General features: G+C 46.7%; 15 protein-coding genes. 3 read left to right on the forward strand and 12 right to left on the reverse strand.

Annotated elements, in window-relative coordinates; all coding sequences use genetic code 11:
* The first annotated feature begins 186 nt into the window (after positions 1-186).
* A complete protein-coding gene (locus JGK14_RS18620) occupies positions 187-714 on the forward strand; it encodes a transcriptional repressor (RefSeq protein ID WP_293147815.1) in 528 nt (175 codons plus the stop codon).
* Positions 715-889: 175 nt separating this feature from the next.
* Here JGK14_RS18620 and JGK14_RS18625 read toward each other — a convergent pair whose 3' ends face one another.
* The 10 genes from JGK14_RS18625 to rpmH form a co-directional block, all read right to left on the reverse strand.
* A complete protein-coding gene (locus tag JGK14_RS18625) occupies positions 890-2,473 on the reverse strand; it encodes a peptidoglycan-binding domain-containing protein (protein WP_325315361.1) in 1,584 nt (527 codons plus the stop codon).
* Between the two features lie 390 nt (positions 2,474-2,863).
* Positions 2,864-3,040 carry a hypothetical protein gene (locus JGK14_RS18630; RefSeq protein WP_194010918.1) on the reverse strand — a complete coding sequence of 59 codons (177 nt, stop codon included), beginning with the start codon at positions 3,038-3,040 and terminating at the stop codon, positions 2,864-2,866.
* A gap of 624 nt (positions 3,041-3,664) precedes the next feature.
* Positions 3,665-4,141 carry an SH3 domain-containing protein gene (locus tag JGK14_RS18635; RefSeq protein ID WP_293181953.1) on the reverse strand — a complete coding sequence of 159 codons (477 nt, stop codon included), beginning with the start codon at positions 4,139-4,141 and terminating at the stop codon, positions 3,665-3,667.
* 374 nt (positions 4,142-4,515) lie between these two features.
* Positions 4,516-6,024 carry an AAA family ATPase gene (locus JGK14_RS18640; protein ID WP_293218544.1) on the reverse strand — a complete coding sequence of 503 codons (1,509 nt, stop codon included), beginning with the start codon at positions 6,022-6,024 and terminating at the stop codon, positions 4,516-4,518.
* A 322-nt stretch (positions 6,025-6,346) separates the two neighbouring features.
* Positions 6,347-6,940 (reverse strand): YceD family protein, encoded by a 594-nt coding sequence (locus JGK14_RS18645; RefSeq protein ID WP_325315362.1) that lies wholly within the window; start codon positions 6,938-6,940, stop codon positions 6,347-6,349.
* Between the two features lie 251 nt (positions 6,941-7,191).
* Complete coding sequence (locus tag JGK14_RS18650; RefSeq protein ID WP_293181947.1) at positions 7,192-7,665, reverse strand: Jag family protein; 474 nt, start codon at positions 7,663-7,665, stop codon at positions 7,192-7,194.
* 8 nt (positions 7,666-7,673) lie between these two features.
* Entirely contained in the window at positions 7,674-8,822 is a 1,149-nt protein-coding gene (yidC, locus tag JGK14_RS18655; RefSeq protein ID WP_293181945.1) for a membrane protein insertase YidC, read from the reverse strand.
* A gap of 332 nt (positions 8,823-9,154) precedes the next feature.
* Positions 9,155-9,550: a PH domain-containing protein gene (locus JGK14_RS18660; protein WP_293147797.1), complete on the reverse strand. Its 396-nt coding sequence runs from the start codon at positions 9,548-9,550 to the stop codon at positions 9,155-9,157.
* Entirely contained in the window at positions 9,522-9,926 is a 405-nt protein-coding gene (gene rnpA / locus JGK14_RS18665; protein ID WP_293181943.1) for a ribonuclease P protein component, read from the reverse strand. The genes JGK14_RS18660 and rnpA overlap by 29 nt, the downstream gene beginning before the upstream one ends.
* 37 nt (positions 9,927-9,963) lie before the next feature.
* The gene (gene rpmH / locus JGK14_RS18670) at positions 9,964-10,101 is read right to left on the reverse strand and encodes a 50S ribosomal protein L34 (RefSeq protein ID WP_006632320.1); all 138 of its coding nucleotides are present in this window, start codon (positions 10,099-10,101) and stop codon (positions 9,964-9,966) included.
* Between the two features lie 256 nt (positions 10,102-10,357).
* On the opposite strand from rpmH, the gene JGK14_RS18675 reads away from it, so the two are divergent.
* Together JGK14_RS18675 and JGK14_RS18680 are read left to right on the forward strand one after the other, a co-directional pair.
* The gene (locus JGK14_RS18675) at positions 10,358-10,789 is read left to right on the forward strand and encodes a DUF433 domain-containing protein (protein WP_325315363.1); all 432 of its coding nucleotides are present in this window, start codon (positions 10,358-10,360) and stop codon (positions 10,787-10,789) included.
* Positions 10,786-11,178: an ACP S-malonyltransferase gene (locus tag JGK14_RS18680; RefSeq protein WP_293191699.1), complete on the forward strand. Its 393-nt coding sequence runs from the start codon at positions 10,786-10,788 to the stop codon at positions 11,176-11,178. Before JGK14_RS18675 ends, JGK14_RS18680 begins: the two co-directional genes overlap by 4 nt.
* 265 nt (positions 11,179-11,443) lie before the next feature.
* Here the strand turns inward: JGK14_RS18680 and JGK14_RS18685 are convergent, their stop codons facing one another.
* Positions 11,444-13,081, reverse strand: coding sequence for an acetolactate synthase large subunit (locus JGK14_RS18685; protein ID WP_442921464.1), 1,638 nt, complete (start codon positions 13,079-13,081; stop codon positions 11,444-11,446).
* Between the two features lie 208 nt (positions 13,082-13,289).
* On the reverse strand, positions 13,290-14,657 hold the full coding sequence (locus JGK14_RS18690) for an NAD-dependent succinate-semialdehyde dehydrogenase (RefSeq protein WP_325315364.1): 1,368 nt from the start codon (positions 14,655-14,657) through the stop codon (positions 13,290-13,292).
* Positions 14,658-14,770 lie beyond the last annotated feature (113 nt).

Raw genomic sequence — 14,770 nt, forward strand, 5'->3', positions numbered from 1 at the left:
TGTTGTGATTTATTCCAATTTACTCCAATTATGGGTTACTCTAAGGCTTTATGGTATGTGTGCCGTCAAAAATTATCAAAAACTAAATTTTTACCCCAAGCTTTTTTCAATAAGCTCCGATATTTGCAAAATATCTCGATCGCTGTGTATGATTGTCAATAGGCAGACTTTCTTGAGAGGGTCACTATGGCACTTTACACCGCGTCCTCATTCAAATCCGAACTCAATGACAAAGGCTGGCGGATGACTCCCCAACGGGAAACCATCTTGCACGTGTTTCAGAACCTCCCCAAAGGCAACCACCTGAGCGCGGAGGATTTGTACACTTTGTTAAAAAATCGCGGTGAAAACATTAGCTTGTCCACCATTTACCGAACTTTAAAGTTAATGGCAAGGATGAGCCTGCTCCGCGAACTCGAACTAGCTGAAGGTCACAAACACTATGAAATAAACCAGCCTTATCCGCACCACCACCACCATCTAGTCTGCGTTCAGTGCAACAGAACGATCGAATTTAACAACGATTCGATTTTGAAAATTGGCATGAAACAAGCTGAAAAGTCTGGGTTGCACCTGCTAGACTGCCAGTTAACGATTCATACGGTGTGCCATGAAGCTTTGCGGATGGGATGGCCGTCTTTGGTTTCCAGCAATTGGTCTTGTCCGAGGTCGATCGCTCAGAATGGCAACAGTGCCCCTGATGCAATCGAGTGAGAATACACTATTTTCGCATTTCAAGTACGGCTGGTTAGAATTATTAACGAAACTCGGCGCAAGTGTGATTCGCAGTTACGCCGAAACCGGGTTTCTGAAGGAAAATATATCATTTCCAGAATGAGTCGGAAACCAGAAACCCGATGGCTTTGACGTAACACCCGCAAGTCCGCTGCTAAAAAGTTTGGCTCAACAAATCCTTGCTGCTCACCCCGTAACTGCGCTGAGCTCGATCGAGCGCGTCTTTCGTCGGAGCATCCAAAACTCCGGTGACGGAACCCGTGTAAAAGCCGAGGCCTTGCAGCCGCGTTTGTAATTGCTGAATGCTCGATCGAGAATTGACACTGCTGCTAATCGGCACAGCAGGAACAGCCAACCGCCCAGCTAATCGGTTTTGGATTGCAGCCAAAGTTGTCGGAGTTGCAATACCTGTCGCCGGTGACAAATTGTGTTCCTGTTGAAACGACAATACCGCCCACTCAGTCTCGGCTCCAAATACTCCATTCACCGGGCCAGGGTTTTTTCCCAGACTTCTGAGCGCAGACTGAAGCTGTCGGACACCAGGCCCAGTATCCCCCCGCCGCAAACCCGTTGCGACGGGCTGCTGTGGCTTTGCCGCCTGCCTGTTGCCTTGTCTCAAAGCCGATCGAGTGCTGCGATCTACTGTGCCAGTCCCGGACAGCCCGCTATCTCTCTGAAATCCGATCAAAGCTTCTTGAGTTGGTCGATCGAACCAACCGTGAATCTGGCTCCTGTAATAACCCAATTGTTGCAGCCGCCGCTGCAACAATTCTACTTCTCGACCTGTGTCGCCCAAATCCAGAAAATCTCCAGCATTATTACTCTGATCGTCATTTTCTCCTGGATATAAAGTAATTTCAGCTTCCCTCATCTGGGCATCTATCGCCATCAAAGTAGCAGTGTCAGCGCAGCCGTCAGAAACCAGATTGAAATCTTGCTGAAAACGAGTCACAGCGTAGAGAGTGCGTTCGCGAAACTTGCCGTCAATGCCGCCCTCAAAATAGCCTAAAGCTTTTAACTGCCGCTGGATCAAGTCTACCGTCGCCCCTCTGTCGCCGAACCGCAGCCCCTTGCAACCGCCATTTTCCGAAATATCAGGAGGAGTAACGGGGGGAGTTGGCCTGGTGGAAGCAAACAGCAAGGCTAAAGTTTGCCTGTCAGCAACTCCAGTCACCCGCAGTCGATTAATGCGCTGGAAGTATCTCACCGCATTGAGAGTAATTTCGCGAAAACTCCCTGTGGGATGCGTGTTGAAGTAGCCTAGCTCTTTCAACCTGCGCTGGAGAGCGGTAACATCTGCACCCGAGTCTCCATAACGCAGCTCGTTATAGCTATAGTTTGTATAAGTTGTTTTAAAAGATCGATCGTCCTCGTCTAAACTGTTGAGCGCTATCACCGTAGATCGATCGGGCTTACCAGTCAGCGACAGTTGATAGTCTCGTTGAAAGTTAGTCAGAGCTTGTTTTGTTACCGGGCCGAGCTGACCAGTAGAAGATCTAGGAAAATAGCCAAGATCCCGCAATCTGTCTTGAACAGAGCGCAAATTGGGATTTCCTGGATCTATTTGAGCAAAAGCCGAACCGGCTGCATTCAAAACCGACAGCATCAAAGCCAGAGACAACAAACGGACATAAGTCTGAGTCGATAGGTTTTGCCACTTGGGCGTATCAAAAATTTTCGACTCTTGTGCGGGTGCTTCGCAAACAAGAGCAAGTTCGAGGTAGGCGAGGGATTCCATAAATTTTTAGTGTGAAATTGTGGCTGTGATGTACGAGCAAACTCAAGCTGAGCTTTGAGCGGCCCTGGAGCTATCAAGGCTAATGTTTACCTGTTTGCACGCAGCACCCGTTTCTGAAAAAGAATTTGCCTTCAAAAATAATTACAGGGAACAACCAAGATAGCATCGCTGTTTAGAGAGACGCGAGTGTCAGGAAAATAGTTTGCAGCCACATCTTAGCCTTGATGAGGGAAAAATGACCAGTTTTTGGGTATTATTGGCTAAAAATTAAAATTTGTATGAGAAAAAAATATGAGTTGTTGACGATCGATTAAAAAACCCCACCCTTGCTAGTTGCAAACAGGATGGGGATGTTATTCGTTAACTAATCTGTAAAAATCGGACATTCACTTAAATTAAGCCGAACCGATCGCAAATTAAAGCTACTCCCGCTGCAAAAACAGTAATTGCTAAGGCTACCAGAGGGTTTTGCCCTCTGCTGACTGCAAAAGAAGTGACCACCCCAGCTCCTAAAGCCGCAGTTACAGCAGCAGTCGCCAAATCTCGATCTGGACGTTTGTCGTACATATTTTTTATGGTTGATAGCTGTCAAGCTGAAAACTTAGATCTTGTTATCTAAGCTACCATTCTTGCCTCTACTGCGGTGACAAAAGCCTACGATTTGCAACTAAGCTTAAAATTTTGCTAAGTTTCTTAACATAACTCTCATTAATAACATAATTTCTACTTATAGCGGTTCTCAAGCGTGGTGAGGTATGCCCACGGAGCCCACGGAGCCCACGGAGCCCACGGAGCCCACGGAGCCCTATGCCGGATAGTACCTCATATGGGAGCTCGAAAGGCTATATGTTATTAATGAGTTTTTCTGTTGAGTTTTAGCTATTGAAACCTTTTCTCTGGTGAGCTTTATGGCAAATTGAGGAGTTTTTCGGGGCGATCGCACCCACAGTCTCAGCATCTCAGATTACAACCCTAAATACCCACGACTCGCACAAAAACCCAAGAAACCGGGTTTCTTGACGAAAAACCTACGCTTTCACCACCAACCCGCGACAAGAAACCCGGTTTCTGAGACTTGGTAATATCGCAAATAAATTTAACTTGACTTATTCCTATAAATATGTATCTCACTATTTGAGGCAAAAGACAGGAAAAAACCAGGCGTTGGTGAACAACCTGCTGCGATCGCTCCTATTCGCCTTCAACTTTTTCAGTATTGCCGCCCTTGACCCAACCTTCGCGATTGCCATCCTCAACTCGAATTCGCTGCCACTCTTTGTCCGGCGAATCTTCCAAAACCACAACTTTTTCCTTATAACCTACACCGCCAATGCGGTTTGAGTCTCGGTTGCCACTATCCCGAAGAATTAAGCCGATCGGCTGAGTTACCAGAGCTCGGTAAGCTCCCGGTTCCAGGGGTTTCTCAGACGCAGCATCGCCAGACGCAGCATCGCTAGACGTAGACACTGGGCTGGCCTTGGCTGTTGACTTCGCCCCAGCACCGGCAATCTGAGCTGCTGTTTTGTCGTTGGGAAAAACAGGTCTGTCGGGCACAGTAGTTAGCTTAGCGGCAAAGTAAAGTGCAGCCGCCACGCTAGCGCCTGCCATCAGCACGATCGCTAGCAGAAAACCCACTAAAAACTTGAAAACGCTATATATACTGTTCATAGGGCGGAAGAGTTGACAGTTGACAGTTGACAGTTGACAGTTGACAGTTGACAGTTGACAGTTGACAGTTGACAGTTGACAGTTGACAGTTGACAGCTTGCGAAAGAGAAGGGTTGACAGTTGACAGTTGACCGAAGGAACAAGGAAGAGCGAATGGGGAAATTTGGGTTCGATGGGATAGACGCTGGGAGGGAAATTTCAGCTTCGGGCGAAGGCCGAATGCTTGGGAGCATCTCAGTTTTACAAGAAGCATTTTTTATTGTAGTGCGAGCGTCCCCGCTCGCGTGCTTATAAACCCACGCGAGTTCTCGACAGCACTATAAATGCAAAACTAAGATGCTCCCGAATGCTTTCTGCACAATGTTTTCGATCGACTATCCTTGAATCCGGCGGCTCAAACTGCCGTATCTCGAAGCAAGGCGAGCTTTACCCGCCGCCGCCCAATCTTGCAAAAATTGGATTTGCTCGCTCGCTGTTCGGGCTAACGGCACCATCTGACTAGCTGATTCTAAAATATCATCTGTGGTAAAGTCTCGATTTTGGCTAAACCCAATGTGCATTGCTTCAATCAAAGTTTGCTCGATTTCGGCTCCTGAAAAATCTGGAGTTTCGTAAGCCAAGCGCTCTAGATCGTAGTTTTTGATGCTGTGCGATCGCAACCGCAACAAATGTACCTCAAAAATCGCCCGCCGTTCCTCCTGACTTGGCAAACCTACAAAAAATATTTCGTCAAACCTGCCTTTTCTCAGCATTTCCGGCGGTAAAGACTGGATGTTGTTCGCCGTGGCGACGACAAACACCGGTGAAGTTTTTTCGCCCAACCAAGTAATAAAAGTTCCGAACACGCGGCTGGTTGTCCCCGAATCGCCTTTACCATCCAATCCCGAAAAAGCTTTGTCAATCTCGTCAATCCACAGCACGCAGGGCGCCAAAGCTTCCGCTAGCTGAATCATTTGTCTGGTGCGCGATTCCGATTCCCCGACTAATCCGGCAAACAAGCGCCCGACATCCAACCGCAGCAAGGGCAAATGCCAGTGGTGAGCGATCGCCTTTGCAGTTAAGGATTTGCCGGTGCCTTGAATTCCGACTAATAACAAGCCTCTGGGATGCGGCAAACCGTATTGGCGGGCGCGATCGGAAAAAGCACCACCGCGCCGCAGCAGCCATTCTTTGAGATTGTCCAAACCGCCGATATCGGAGATGTTTTCGCGGGCTGGGTAAAAATCGAGAATTTGAGTTTGGCGGATGGTTTGGCGTTTTTCTTCTAAAATCAGTTCGGCGTCGTCGGGATGCAGTTCGCCTCTGGTGGCGATCGCCTTTGCTAAAACTCGGCGGATTCGTTCGATCGACAGACCTTGACAGGAGCGCACCGTTTCGTCCAGCAAACGCCCTTCTATGGCTTGTCCGGTAGCGCCTAACAGCCTTTCCACCTCAATTTTGATTTCCGCCGCCGCAGGCAGTGGAAACTCCAAAACTGTGATTACTTCGCTGAGGTCTTCGGGGATCGAAGTTATCGGAGATACGATGACTATATTTTTGGGTACAGATTTGAGGAGTCTCGCCAAATTTCGCAACTTTCTGGAAATTGAGACATCTTCTAAAAAGCGCTGAAAGTCTCGCAAAATAAAGATTGCTGGTGCGGATGCCGGCAATTTTTCAAGAAACTCTAAAGCTTGTAGCGGGTTGCGCTTGCCAAAACCCGCATCGTTGGGATTGCCTTGATAGCCATCTACAAAATCCCAGATGTAGACGGCGCGAGAACCCTGTTTTTTGGCGCATTGGGCGATCGCGACTTCGACGCGCTCTTCTTCCCGTGTGGGAATGTAGATTAGGGGGTAGCGCGATCGTAGCAGCAGTTCAAACTCGTCGCTAAAAATAGTCATTTGTCAGTTGTCAGTTGTCAGTTGTCAGTTGTCAGTTGGTAGTTGGTAGGGGCGGTGGATGGTGCGTGCCCGCCCTCAGCAGTCAGCAGTCATTAGTCATTAGTTAGCTGGTGTGATTTTTTTGCCCTGGTTATTGCACAGTTATTCGTTGTTCTCCCAATTCTGAAAAGTATGGCTACATATAGATTGTTGTAGGCGCGATGATGATATCTGTAGGCACAAGGCACACGGCATGGAGCCGTATCCGGCGCGGGTAGCTGGGACTTTTAAATTGGTATAAGAATAAGATTGAGGATTGTAGCAATAATTTTTTAAATTGGTATTAGCAACTGCCAACTGCCAACTGCCAACTGCCAACTGCCAACTGCCAACTGCCAACTGCCAACTGCCAACTGCCAACTGCCAACTGCCAACTGCCAACTGCCAGAGACGCCCAGCGACTGTCAGAGACTGTTTCTGAACTTTCTGCCTCTTCTGCATCATCCTCATTTAAATCTATTCCCGGACATTCAACATCGCATAGCTGTTTGTGCGGCAGTTCCAAGCACATTTGTTGGTACACCCAATCACTCGGAGAGAAATAGCCTGTGGGAGATAAATTTTCCACTAAATCTTCTAAATCCACTTCAAATTCTCCTGAACTTGCATCAGGATCGCTCACTTTTTCTTCGAGCCAAATTATTTCCGATGATTGGATTTTTAAACGGTGATTGTATTGTTTTAGGCATCTATGACAGCTAAGAGTCACAATTGTTTCAGCTTTCGCCTTCACATCAAGAAAATTACCTTTGTGAGTAACTTGCAGCCGCCCCCGCACGGGAGTCAGAGTTGCTAAATCGGGGATAATTTCTTCAAAATCAATGACCTCTTTCCGCTCGGTTTTTGCGAGTAGGTGAGGGATATAAATTGTCTCCATAATCATCTTTCGCCGTTTTATTATCCTCGTCTCAAGTCACAAGCCAGTCGATTTTAGATTTTAGATTTTAGATTTTAGATTTATTTCACAGATGAATCTGGGAGCTTAAACACGATTCTAAAATTTTCGGATATCTACTTTTGGCATCGGGGCTTGTACTTGTTTTTGGGCGGGTAAAAAGTTAAAAGTCAAAAGGAATAGCTCTTTTTTGGCTTTTTCCTTTTTCCTTTTTTCTTTTTTCCTTGTTACCGTCAGCGCAGTCGCACTACCAAACGCCGATCGGCATCTTGGCCTTGACTGTAAGTTTCTATATCCTCACATTCGCTCAAAAAACTGTGTACTTGACGGCGTTCTGCCGAAGACAGCGATTTGAGTTCAACTTCCCCTCCAGTCGATCGCGCTTGATCTGCTGCGTACTCTGCCATCGATCGCAGTTCTGCTTGTCGGCGGATGCGATAGCCGTTCAGTTCGACTGTATAAGCAATGGGTTCATCTGATTCGTGAGCGATGTTCGCAACTGTGTTGCAGAGGTACTGAATCGCATCTAGTACATTACCGTCTGGGCCGATTAAGATAGCAACTTGTTCGGGTGTCAGATTGCTTTCATCTATTGTCATCCAATAGCAATCATCTTGCTGTTGGCTTACCACTGTTGAGGGAATTGCGGACAGTTTTAGCAATTCTTCTAACCATTGCTGTCCGCGCTGCATTTCTGATTCTTTCATTTTAACAATCAAGCCTTTTTCTTAGAACGGCCCGGCTCAAAGGGAAGTGCATCTAATCCCTGTTCTTTTTTTGTTTTCGCTTCTGCTTCGTCCACGATTTTTTGGAGATTTTCGGGCAGCGGTTCTCTAGACAAAATAAACGATTGAACTGTTTGGAAGATGTTAGCAATCAGCATATACATCAACACGCCGGCGGGCAGCGGGAAGAACAAAAACATCCCCGAAAATATCACTGGCGTCAGTTTGTTGACTGTAGCCTGTTGGGGATTGTCGTTTGGCCCTTGTGCTTGTCCCGAAAGAGTTTGGTTGATATACAAACTGATACCGAAGCCGAGGATCATCACCAAAATATCCCAGTGGATTGTGCCGTCTGGGTCGATCGCGCCCACGCGGCCTAGAGCTTCGATAAACAGGAATCCTTTGTTGGTAGCCAATCCGGGGATTGTGCCTTGAACTGTGGCTTCACCGGTCGCTAAAGCCACGATGTTGCCCTGTTCGTCTACCTTGACGAATTCTTCGCCTTTGATGACTTTCCAACTGGGAACAAAGTCAATTTCGCTCTTATTTTCTGCCGCTAGAGCTTGGAGAGGTTTACCGTCTGGGGTCTTAAATTCAACCTTGGTTGTATCGCCGACTCCGAGTTTGTCACCTGCTGGAATCACGCCCACAACTGGAGCGTGAAATGTACCCGTCACGTAAATATTTTGTGGTGGCGTAGCAAAGGCTTGCGGTTGAACAGTTTCGATTTGTTCTTTCGGCAAAACTTGGACGTTGACGCTGTAATTTACGTCAGAAAAAGGCGAACCCCTCAGCGTTGCAAACAGTGCAAACAGCACCGGCATTTGCAGCACCAACGGGAAGCATCCTGCTAGAGGATTGCCAAATTCTTTGTATACTTTGCTCATTTCCTCCTGCTGTTTGGCAGGATTTTCTTTATACAGTTTTTGAATTTGATCTACTCGCTCTTTCATCAACGGCTGCGCTACTTTCATGCGCCGCATATTGCGAAGAGAGCCTGCATTTAGAGGATAGAGAGCAAAGCGAATCACGAGCGTCAGAGCTACGATCGCTAAACCGTAGCTTGGCACGATCCCGTAGAAAAAATCTAGGATCGGCAGCATTAGGTTGTTGGAGAGAAACGAGATACCAAAATCCATTCGCTTTGAGTTAATTTAGGTGCTCTTAGTTTACTGTTGAGAACTATTTTTACCCGCTGAATGCGGGCCGTCTCAACTTTTAGGCTTTTGTCTCTATCTTAGGACATTGCCTGTCGATCGACCGCCCGCTACCAGATTTTTGTAATGACTAAAGCCAATACTCGCGCTGACTTCACCCAAAAAACGCACGCAAACGCCCGACAATCGTCATAAATATCCCCAAATTTTAGACTAAGAGTTCAACCTGGCAGATTCATCTGTGGAGTAAATCTCAAATCAAAAAATGGAAAATCGACAGATTTCGCCTTCAAATCAGGGTAAAAGCCTTTCGGTTATTTAGCTTTTGCTGCTGCGTTGGCTTTTTGAGCTGCTGCGGGCAGTTTTTCGTTAATGTAGTCATAGACTGCTCGAAATTTCGGAATCGATCGCAGTTCCAAGCGGCTGCCATTTTTCATGGTCAGCACCATGTCTCCGTAAGTCCCGAAACCCCGAGGTACTGTGACAATTTTGACTATATCTGAGTAGATAACGTCGATGCGATCGCCCCCCATCCAACCGCTAGTTACGGACACTCGGCGGTTGGTGATCCGGTAGCGCAGCCACAGAGCCCGAACAATTGCTCCTACTGCGAGGGGGATTCCCACGACAGTCAGCCCCAGGAGTAAGTTGATAATCAAGTCTCCCAGCGCGGGGCCGCCTTCATAATATACTTCCTCTCGAATTCCCATCTAGTACCTCGGCTTCTACCAACAACTGCTCTAATTCTTGCAGAATTTCTGCATAATTGCACTCTTGTGCGATCGGACGCACCACAATTACTAAATCCCATCCGAATTTTAATCGGGGCAATAGCTGTCGCAAAGCGGCGCGAATCTGGCGCTTGATCCGGTTGCGGACTACAGCGCGCTTGCTGACTTTCAAGCTGATAGAAATGCCTGTGCGACTCGGTTGCAAGGATTTATCGGCTGTGGGTTTGCCAATCTCGACGCTTTTGGGTTTGCGTAGAGCTCTTAAGCTGAAATGAGCGGAGTTGCGGCGGATTCCCTTGCGGTAAACGGCGCTGAAGTCTTTTCGGTGCTTGAGTCGGTTTGTCAGGGGCAACATGGTGGCTGCGTGCGATCGGGCTCATTCTTGGGCCGTGCTAGACTGCGAGGCGGTGACGACCTTTGCTGCGGCGTGCTTTGATTACCAATCGACCAGTTGCGGTACGCATTCTGGCGCGAAAACCGGATGTTCTTTTTCTTTTGCGGCTGGTTCCGTGCAGGGTTTGCTGTGTCATTTCGATTTCTCCCGTCTTGTTACTTTACTTTTGATTAATATTCACAATCTTCTAGTATACCATAGAGTGGTTTTCTTGGCAATAATATTTTTCCGAGTTGATATGTATTGAGAGTTGAGTTAAGTTGCGATCGCAGCCTTGAATGATTGGTCAAGGCTATAATCCCGACTTATTTAAAAAATGTGGTTTATGAACGGCTGACATCTCTTGAAAGCATTGCCAAAAGAATTTGATGTTTGAAAAACAATGGGTTAAAATGCCAAATATTATAACCAACCGGAAAAAACAGATGGATGCCACAGTATTAAATCCTAATCCGAATCCTAATGAAAAAGTGACTATTGTCCGCACAGAAAGGGGGCTTACGATCGCGGGAACACGCATAACTCTTTATGATGTAATAGATCATCTCAAAGCCCACTATCCCCCTAAATTCATTCGCGATGTATTTAACCTTACGGATGAGCAGTTGGGCGCTGCCATTTCCTACATTGAGGCGCACCAGACAGATGTAGAAGCTGAGTATCAAGAAGTTTTGAAATCAGCCGAAGAAACTCGCCAGTATTGGGAAGAACGCAACCGCGAACGCTTTGCTCGCATAGCTGCAACTCCCCCTCGCTCTGAATATGAAGCTGCGCGAGTCAAACTTCAGCAACGCAAAGTGCAGCGGGAAGCAACAAAGCAATGATGATTCTGGCTGACTACAATTTGAATCGGCAAGCTCTCTTGCTTTCTGGAAGTCTGGTGGCAGGAGGGTGGTTAGATATTGCTCCCATTCGGTTAGTGACATTTCAAGATATTGGCTTAGCGTCTAATAGCGACGATCGAGTTGTTTGGCGATTGGCTCAATCTAATCAGATGCTTTTATTGACAGCAAACCGTAATGCAAAGGGTGAAGATTCTCTGGAACAGGTGATGCGGGAAGAAAATGAGCCAACTTCATTTCCCATTATCACGATTGGCGATCCGGATCGGGTTAACGAATATGATTATCGAGAGCGTTGTGTTGAAAAGCTTGTAGAAATAGCGATCGATATCCAAGACTATATGGGAGCAGGTAGGTTATTTATTCCGTAAACAAATATATCAATACTTCGGACAGTTTTTCTATGGCCCAATGACTTATCCTCTATGACTTTGAGCCACTGTGGATAATTAAATCAAAGTCATGTCCACCCCTGACTTGCCTGTAAAGCTTGTAGTATCGTTCCAAGAACTGTCCGGAGTATTGGTGTACCAATCTGTTGTTGAATCGAACAGTGTTCCTTACCCGAAATACAGAGGATTTCAGGTAAGTGAACCATGTTGATTTAGGCGATCGCAAAAAAGCCAGTTTCCTAACTTAGATATTGCAACTCATATCGTCAGATAATTGACTGAAACGAGCATTTTCCCGATAGTCTACCGGGCAGTCAATCACGCAGGGAACATCTTGAGCCAGCGCTTCCTTCAGGATAGGAATAAAATCGGTGGCGGATTCCACGCGATAGCCTTTTAAACCCATACTTTCGGCATATTTTACAAAATCGGGATTGCCAAATTTGACGAAATGTGAATGACCAAAGTGATCTTCCTGCTTCCATTCAATTAACCCGTAGCCGCCGTCATTAAAGATGAGAGTGACAAAATTAGTACCGACGCGCAACGCAGTTTCTAACTCTTGAGAGTTCATCATAAAACCGCCGTCGCCGGTGGCTGCTACTACTTTGCGATCGGGATAAACGAGTTTTGCCGCCACCGCACCGGGAATCGCAATCCCCATCGCAGCAAATCCGTTGGAGATTAAACAGGTATTCGGGCGATCGCAATGATAGTGCCGCGCGATCCACATTTTGTGAGCCCCCACATCAGATATGAGAATATCTTCCGGGCCCAGCACTTGCCGCAAATCGTAAATCAGTTTTTGTGGCTTGATCGGGAAACCATCATCCTTAGCATATTGTTCGTACCCAGCGCGAATATCTGCCCGCAATTGCTTAGCAAAAGGATCAGTCTTCTCCATGCGATCGGCACGCTGCAAAATTTCATTGAGCGAATCCGAAATATCCCCCACAACTTCTACAACAGGAATATAACTGCTATCAACTTCTGCTGGCAGAGCTCCTACGTGAATAATCGGAATTTTGCCGTCAGGATTCCACTTTTTCGGGGAATATTCAATTAAATCGTAGCCAACAGCAATCACTAAATCCGTTTCTTCAAAAGCACAGCTAATGTAATCCCGTTTTTGCAATCCCGTCGTCCAAAGTGCCAAAGGATGAGTGTAAGGAATTACGCCTTTGCCCATAAAAGTATTAGCGACGGGAATATTTAATCGAGTCGCAAATTCTGTCAAAGCATCGCTAGCATTAGCCCGAATCGTGCCATTTCCTACTAAAAGCAAAGGACTTTTCGCCTTGGAAATTGCCACAGCAGCTTTATTCAGACTTTGGTAAGCACCAAAAGTTTTTTCGCGGTTATCTTTAGTGAGCGGCTCTCCTTCGACAGGCATTGCTGCGATGTTTTCGGGCAAGTCAATGTGAACTGCTCCCGGTTTTTCACTCTGAGCTACTTTAAAGGCTTTGCGGACAATTTCTGATGTCGTACTGGGGCGGACAATTTGAGCATTCCACTTAGTAACCGGAGCAAACATAGCCACCAAGTCCAAATATTGGTGCGATTCTATGTGCATTCTATCCGTGCCGACTTGTCCGGTAATTGCTACTAGAGGAGCGCCGTCTAAATTCGCATCAGCAACACCTGTAATTAAGTTAGTTGCGCCGGGGCCCAAGGTGGACAAGCAAACGCCTGCTTTGCCGGTAAGGCGGCCGTAAACGTCTGCCATGAAAGCGGCGCCTTGTTCGTGGCGAGTAGTAATAAATTTAATTGAAGAGTGTCTTAGGGCTTCTAAAACTTCTAAATTTTCTTCTCCGGGAAGTCCGAAGACGTATTCTACGCCTTCGTTTTCTAAACATTTGACCAAGAGTTGAGCTGTGTTCATTTCCGTTTTTTCCTCGGTTACTCAGGATTTGTTGTTCTCAAACAATTTACAAGGTTGGGATTTATTGTACAACTTTTGAGGCTGACAAAGTTTTTAGCCGCCCTCAGTCAACTTCTTGCAAAAATCTAATGTTGAATTTTTAACCGCAGATCAACGCGAATTAACGCAGATGGATTGAGGTTTTTGCAAGAAGCCGATCGAGCTTTACTTATTTTACCCACACTGTTTTAATGTTGACAAATTCGTGAATTCCTTGGATGCTCAATTCGCGTCCGTAACCGGAGCGTTTGATGCCGCCAAAGGGCAATCTGGGGTCGGATTTTACTAAGCCGTTGATGAATACGGCGCCTGCTTCTAGTTCGGAAATAAATCGATCGCCTTCTGAGCTTACTGTAGTCCAAGCTGTCGCGGCTAAGCCAAAAGATGTATTGTTGGCTAGTTCGATCGCCTCATCGATGTCTGCAACTCGAAATACTAAGGCTACGGGCCCGAAAAATTCTTGTTGGCGCGCCGCAGCATCTAGGGGAATATCTGTCAGAATAGTTGGCAAGTAGAAATTGCCGGCATTCTCTGACAAAGCACGACCGCCTGTCAGCAGTTTTGCTCCCGATTTGATGCAGGCTTGCACTTGATTGTCTAATTCTTTGAGGATGGCGGGAGTAGCTAAAGGGCCGATATCGGTTTCGGGCAACATCGGATCGCCTATTTTTAATTGCTCGAATTTTTCGACAAATCCTTTGATGAATTCGTCGGCGATTTCTTCTGCTAAAATAAACCGTTTAGCAGATACGCAAGTTTGGCCACTATTGAGCATTCGGGATGTGACAGCAGTTGATAAAGCGGATGGTAAATCGGCGCTGGACATTACAATAAATGGGTCACTTCCTCCCAATTCCAGCACTACTTTTTTCAAATTTTTTCCCGCATTTGCTGCTAAACTTTCACCCGCTGGTTCGCTACCGGTGAGAGTTGCTGCTTTTACGCGATCGTCCGCAATGAGATCGGCTACCTTATCGGCTCCCACTAACAACGTTTGAAAAACGCCTTCGGGAAAGCCCGCTTCTGTGAAAATTGCCTCTATTTTTAAAGCGCACTGCGGCACGTTGGAAGCGTGTTTGAGCAAGCCCACATTGCCCGCCATCAGCGTCGGCGCTGCAAACCGGAAAACTTGCCAAAATGGGAAATTCCATGGCATGACGGCTAAAATAGCGCCCAGCGGTTGGTAGCGGACAAAGCTGCTGCTAGCGTCGGTGGTTGCGGGTACGTCTGCCATGAATTGGGCGGCATTTTTGGCGTAAAAGCGGCAAACTAAGGCGCATTTTTCCACTTCGCCGATCGCCGATTTAAGCGTTTTGCCCATTTCCAACGTCATCATTTGGGCGAAAATTTCGCGATCGCGCTCCAAGATATCCGCAGCTTTCTGCATCCAGATTGCTCGCTGCTCAAACGGCTGGTGGCGGTAGTTGTTAAAAGCTTGCTGTGCTAATGCCAGCTTAGCTTCTATGGCCTCATCTGCGATCGGCTCGAAAGTTTTCAGCGTTTCTCCCGTTGCCGGGTTGATAGTAGAAATACCCATTGTTCTATCTCCGTTTCAAAATATACAAAACTCCCTTATAGTTTTGAAGCTAGTTCGGGAGTTGTATTGATGTATTACAAAATTTGGATTTACCAGCCATACTTTTAGATATT

This window comes from Microcoleus sp. PH2017_28_MFU_U_A, assembly GCF_020738035.1.
GTDB lineage: Bacteria > Cyanobacteriota > Cyanobacteriia > Cyanobacteriales > Microcoleaceae > Microcoleus.

What these genes read in the sequence shown, in the direction of transcription:
- JGK14_RS18650 (WP_293181947.1), bottom strand. Translation starts at nt 7,665, where the DNA reads ATGAAAGAATCAGAAATGCAGCGCGGACAGCAATGGTTAGAAGAATTG.
- JGK14_RS18680 (WP_293191699.1), top strand. Translation starts at nt 10,786, where the DNA reads ATGATGATTCTGGCTGACTACAATTTGAATCGGCAAGCTCTCTTGCTT.
- JGK14_RS18635 (WP_293181953.1), bottom strand. Translation starts at nt 4,141, where the DNA reads ATGAACAGTATATATAGCGTTTTCAAGTTTTTAGTGGGTTTTCTGCTA.
- yidC (WP_293181945.1), bottom strand. Translation starts at nt 8,822, where the DNA reads ATGGATTTTGGTATCTCGTTTCTCTCCAACAACCTAATGCTGCCGATC.
- JGK14_RS18685 (WP_442921464.1), bottom strand. Translation starts at nt 13,081, where the DNA reads ATGAACACAGCTCAACTCTTGGTCAAATGTTTAGAAAACGAAGGCGTA.
- JGK14_RS18630 (WP_194010918.1), bottom strand. Translation starts at nt 3,040, where the DNA reads ATGTACGACAAACGTCCAGATCGAGATTTGGCGACTGCTGCTGTAACT.
- JGK14_RS18620 (WP_293147815.1), top strand. Translation starts at nt 187, where the DNA reads ATGGCACTTTACACCGCGTCCTCATTCAAATCCGAACTCAATGACAAA.
- rpmH (WP_006632320.1), bottom strand. Translation starts at nt 10,101, where the DNA reads ATGACACAGCAAACCCTGCACGGAACCAGCCGCAAAAGAAAAAGAACA.
- JGK14_RS18660 (WP_293147797.1), bottom strand. Translation starts at nt 9,550, where the DNA reads ATGGGAATTCGAGAGGAAGTATATTATGAAGGCGGCCCCGCGCTGGGA.
- JGK14_RS18645 (WP_325315362.1), bottom strand. Translation starts at nt 6,940, where the DNA reads ATGGAGACAATTTATATCCCTCACCTACTCGCAAAAACCGAGCGGAAA.
- JGK14_RS18675 (WP_325315363.1), top strand. Translation starts at nt 10,358, where the DNA reads ATGCCAAATATTATAACCAACCGGAAAAAACAGATGGATGCCACAGTA.
- rnpA (WP_293181943.1), bottom strand. Translation starts at nt 9,926, where the DNA reads ATGTTGCCCCTGACAAACCGACTCAAGCACCGAAAAGACTTCAGCGCC.
- JGK14_RS18625 (WP_325315361.1), bottom strand. Translation starts at nt 2,473, where the DNA reads ATGGAATCCCTCGCCTACCTCGAACTTGCTCTTGTTTGCGAAGCACCC.
- JGK14_RS18640 (WP_293218544.1), bottom strand. Translation starts at nt 6,024, where the DNA reads ATGACTATTTTTAGCGACGAGTTTGAACTGCTGCTACGATCGCGCTAC.
- JGK14_RS18690 (WP_325315364.1), bottom strand. Translation starts at nt 14,657, where the DNA reads ATGGGTATTTCTACTATCAACCCGGCAACGGGAGAAACGCTGAAAACT.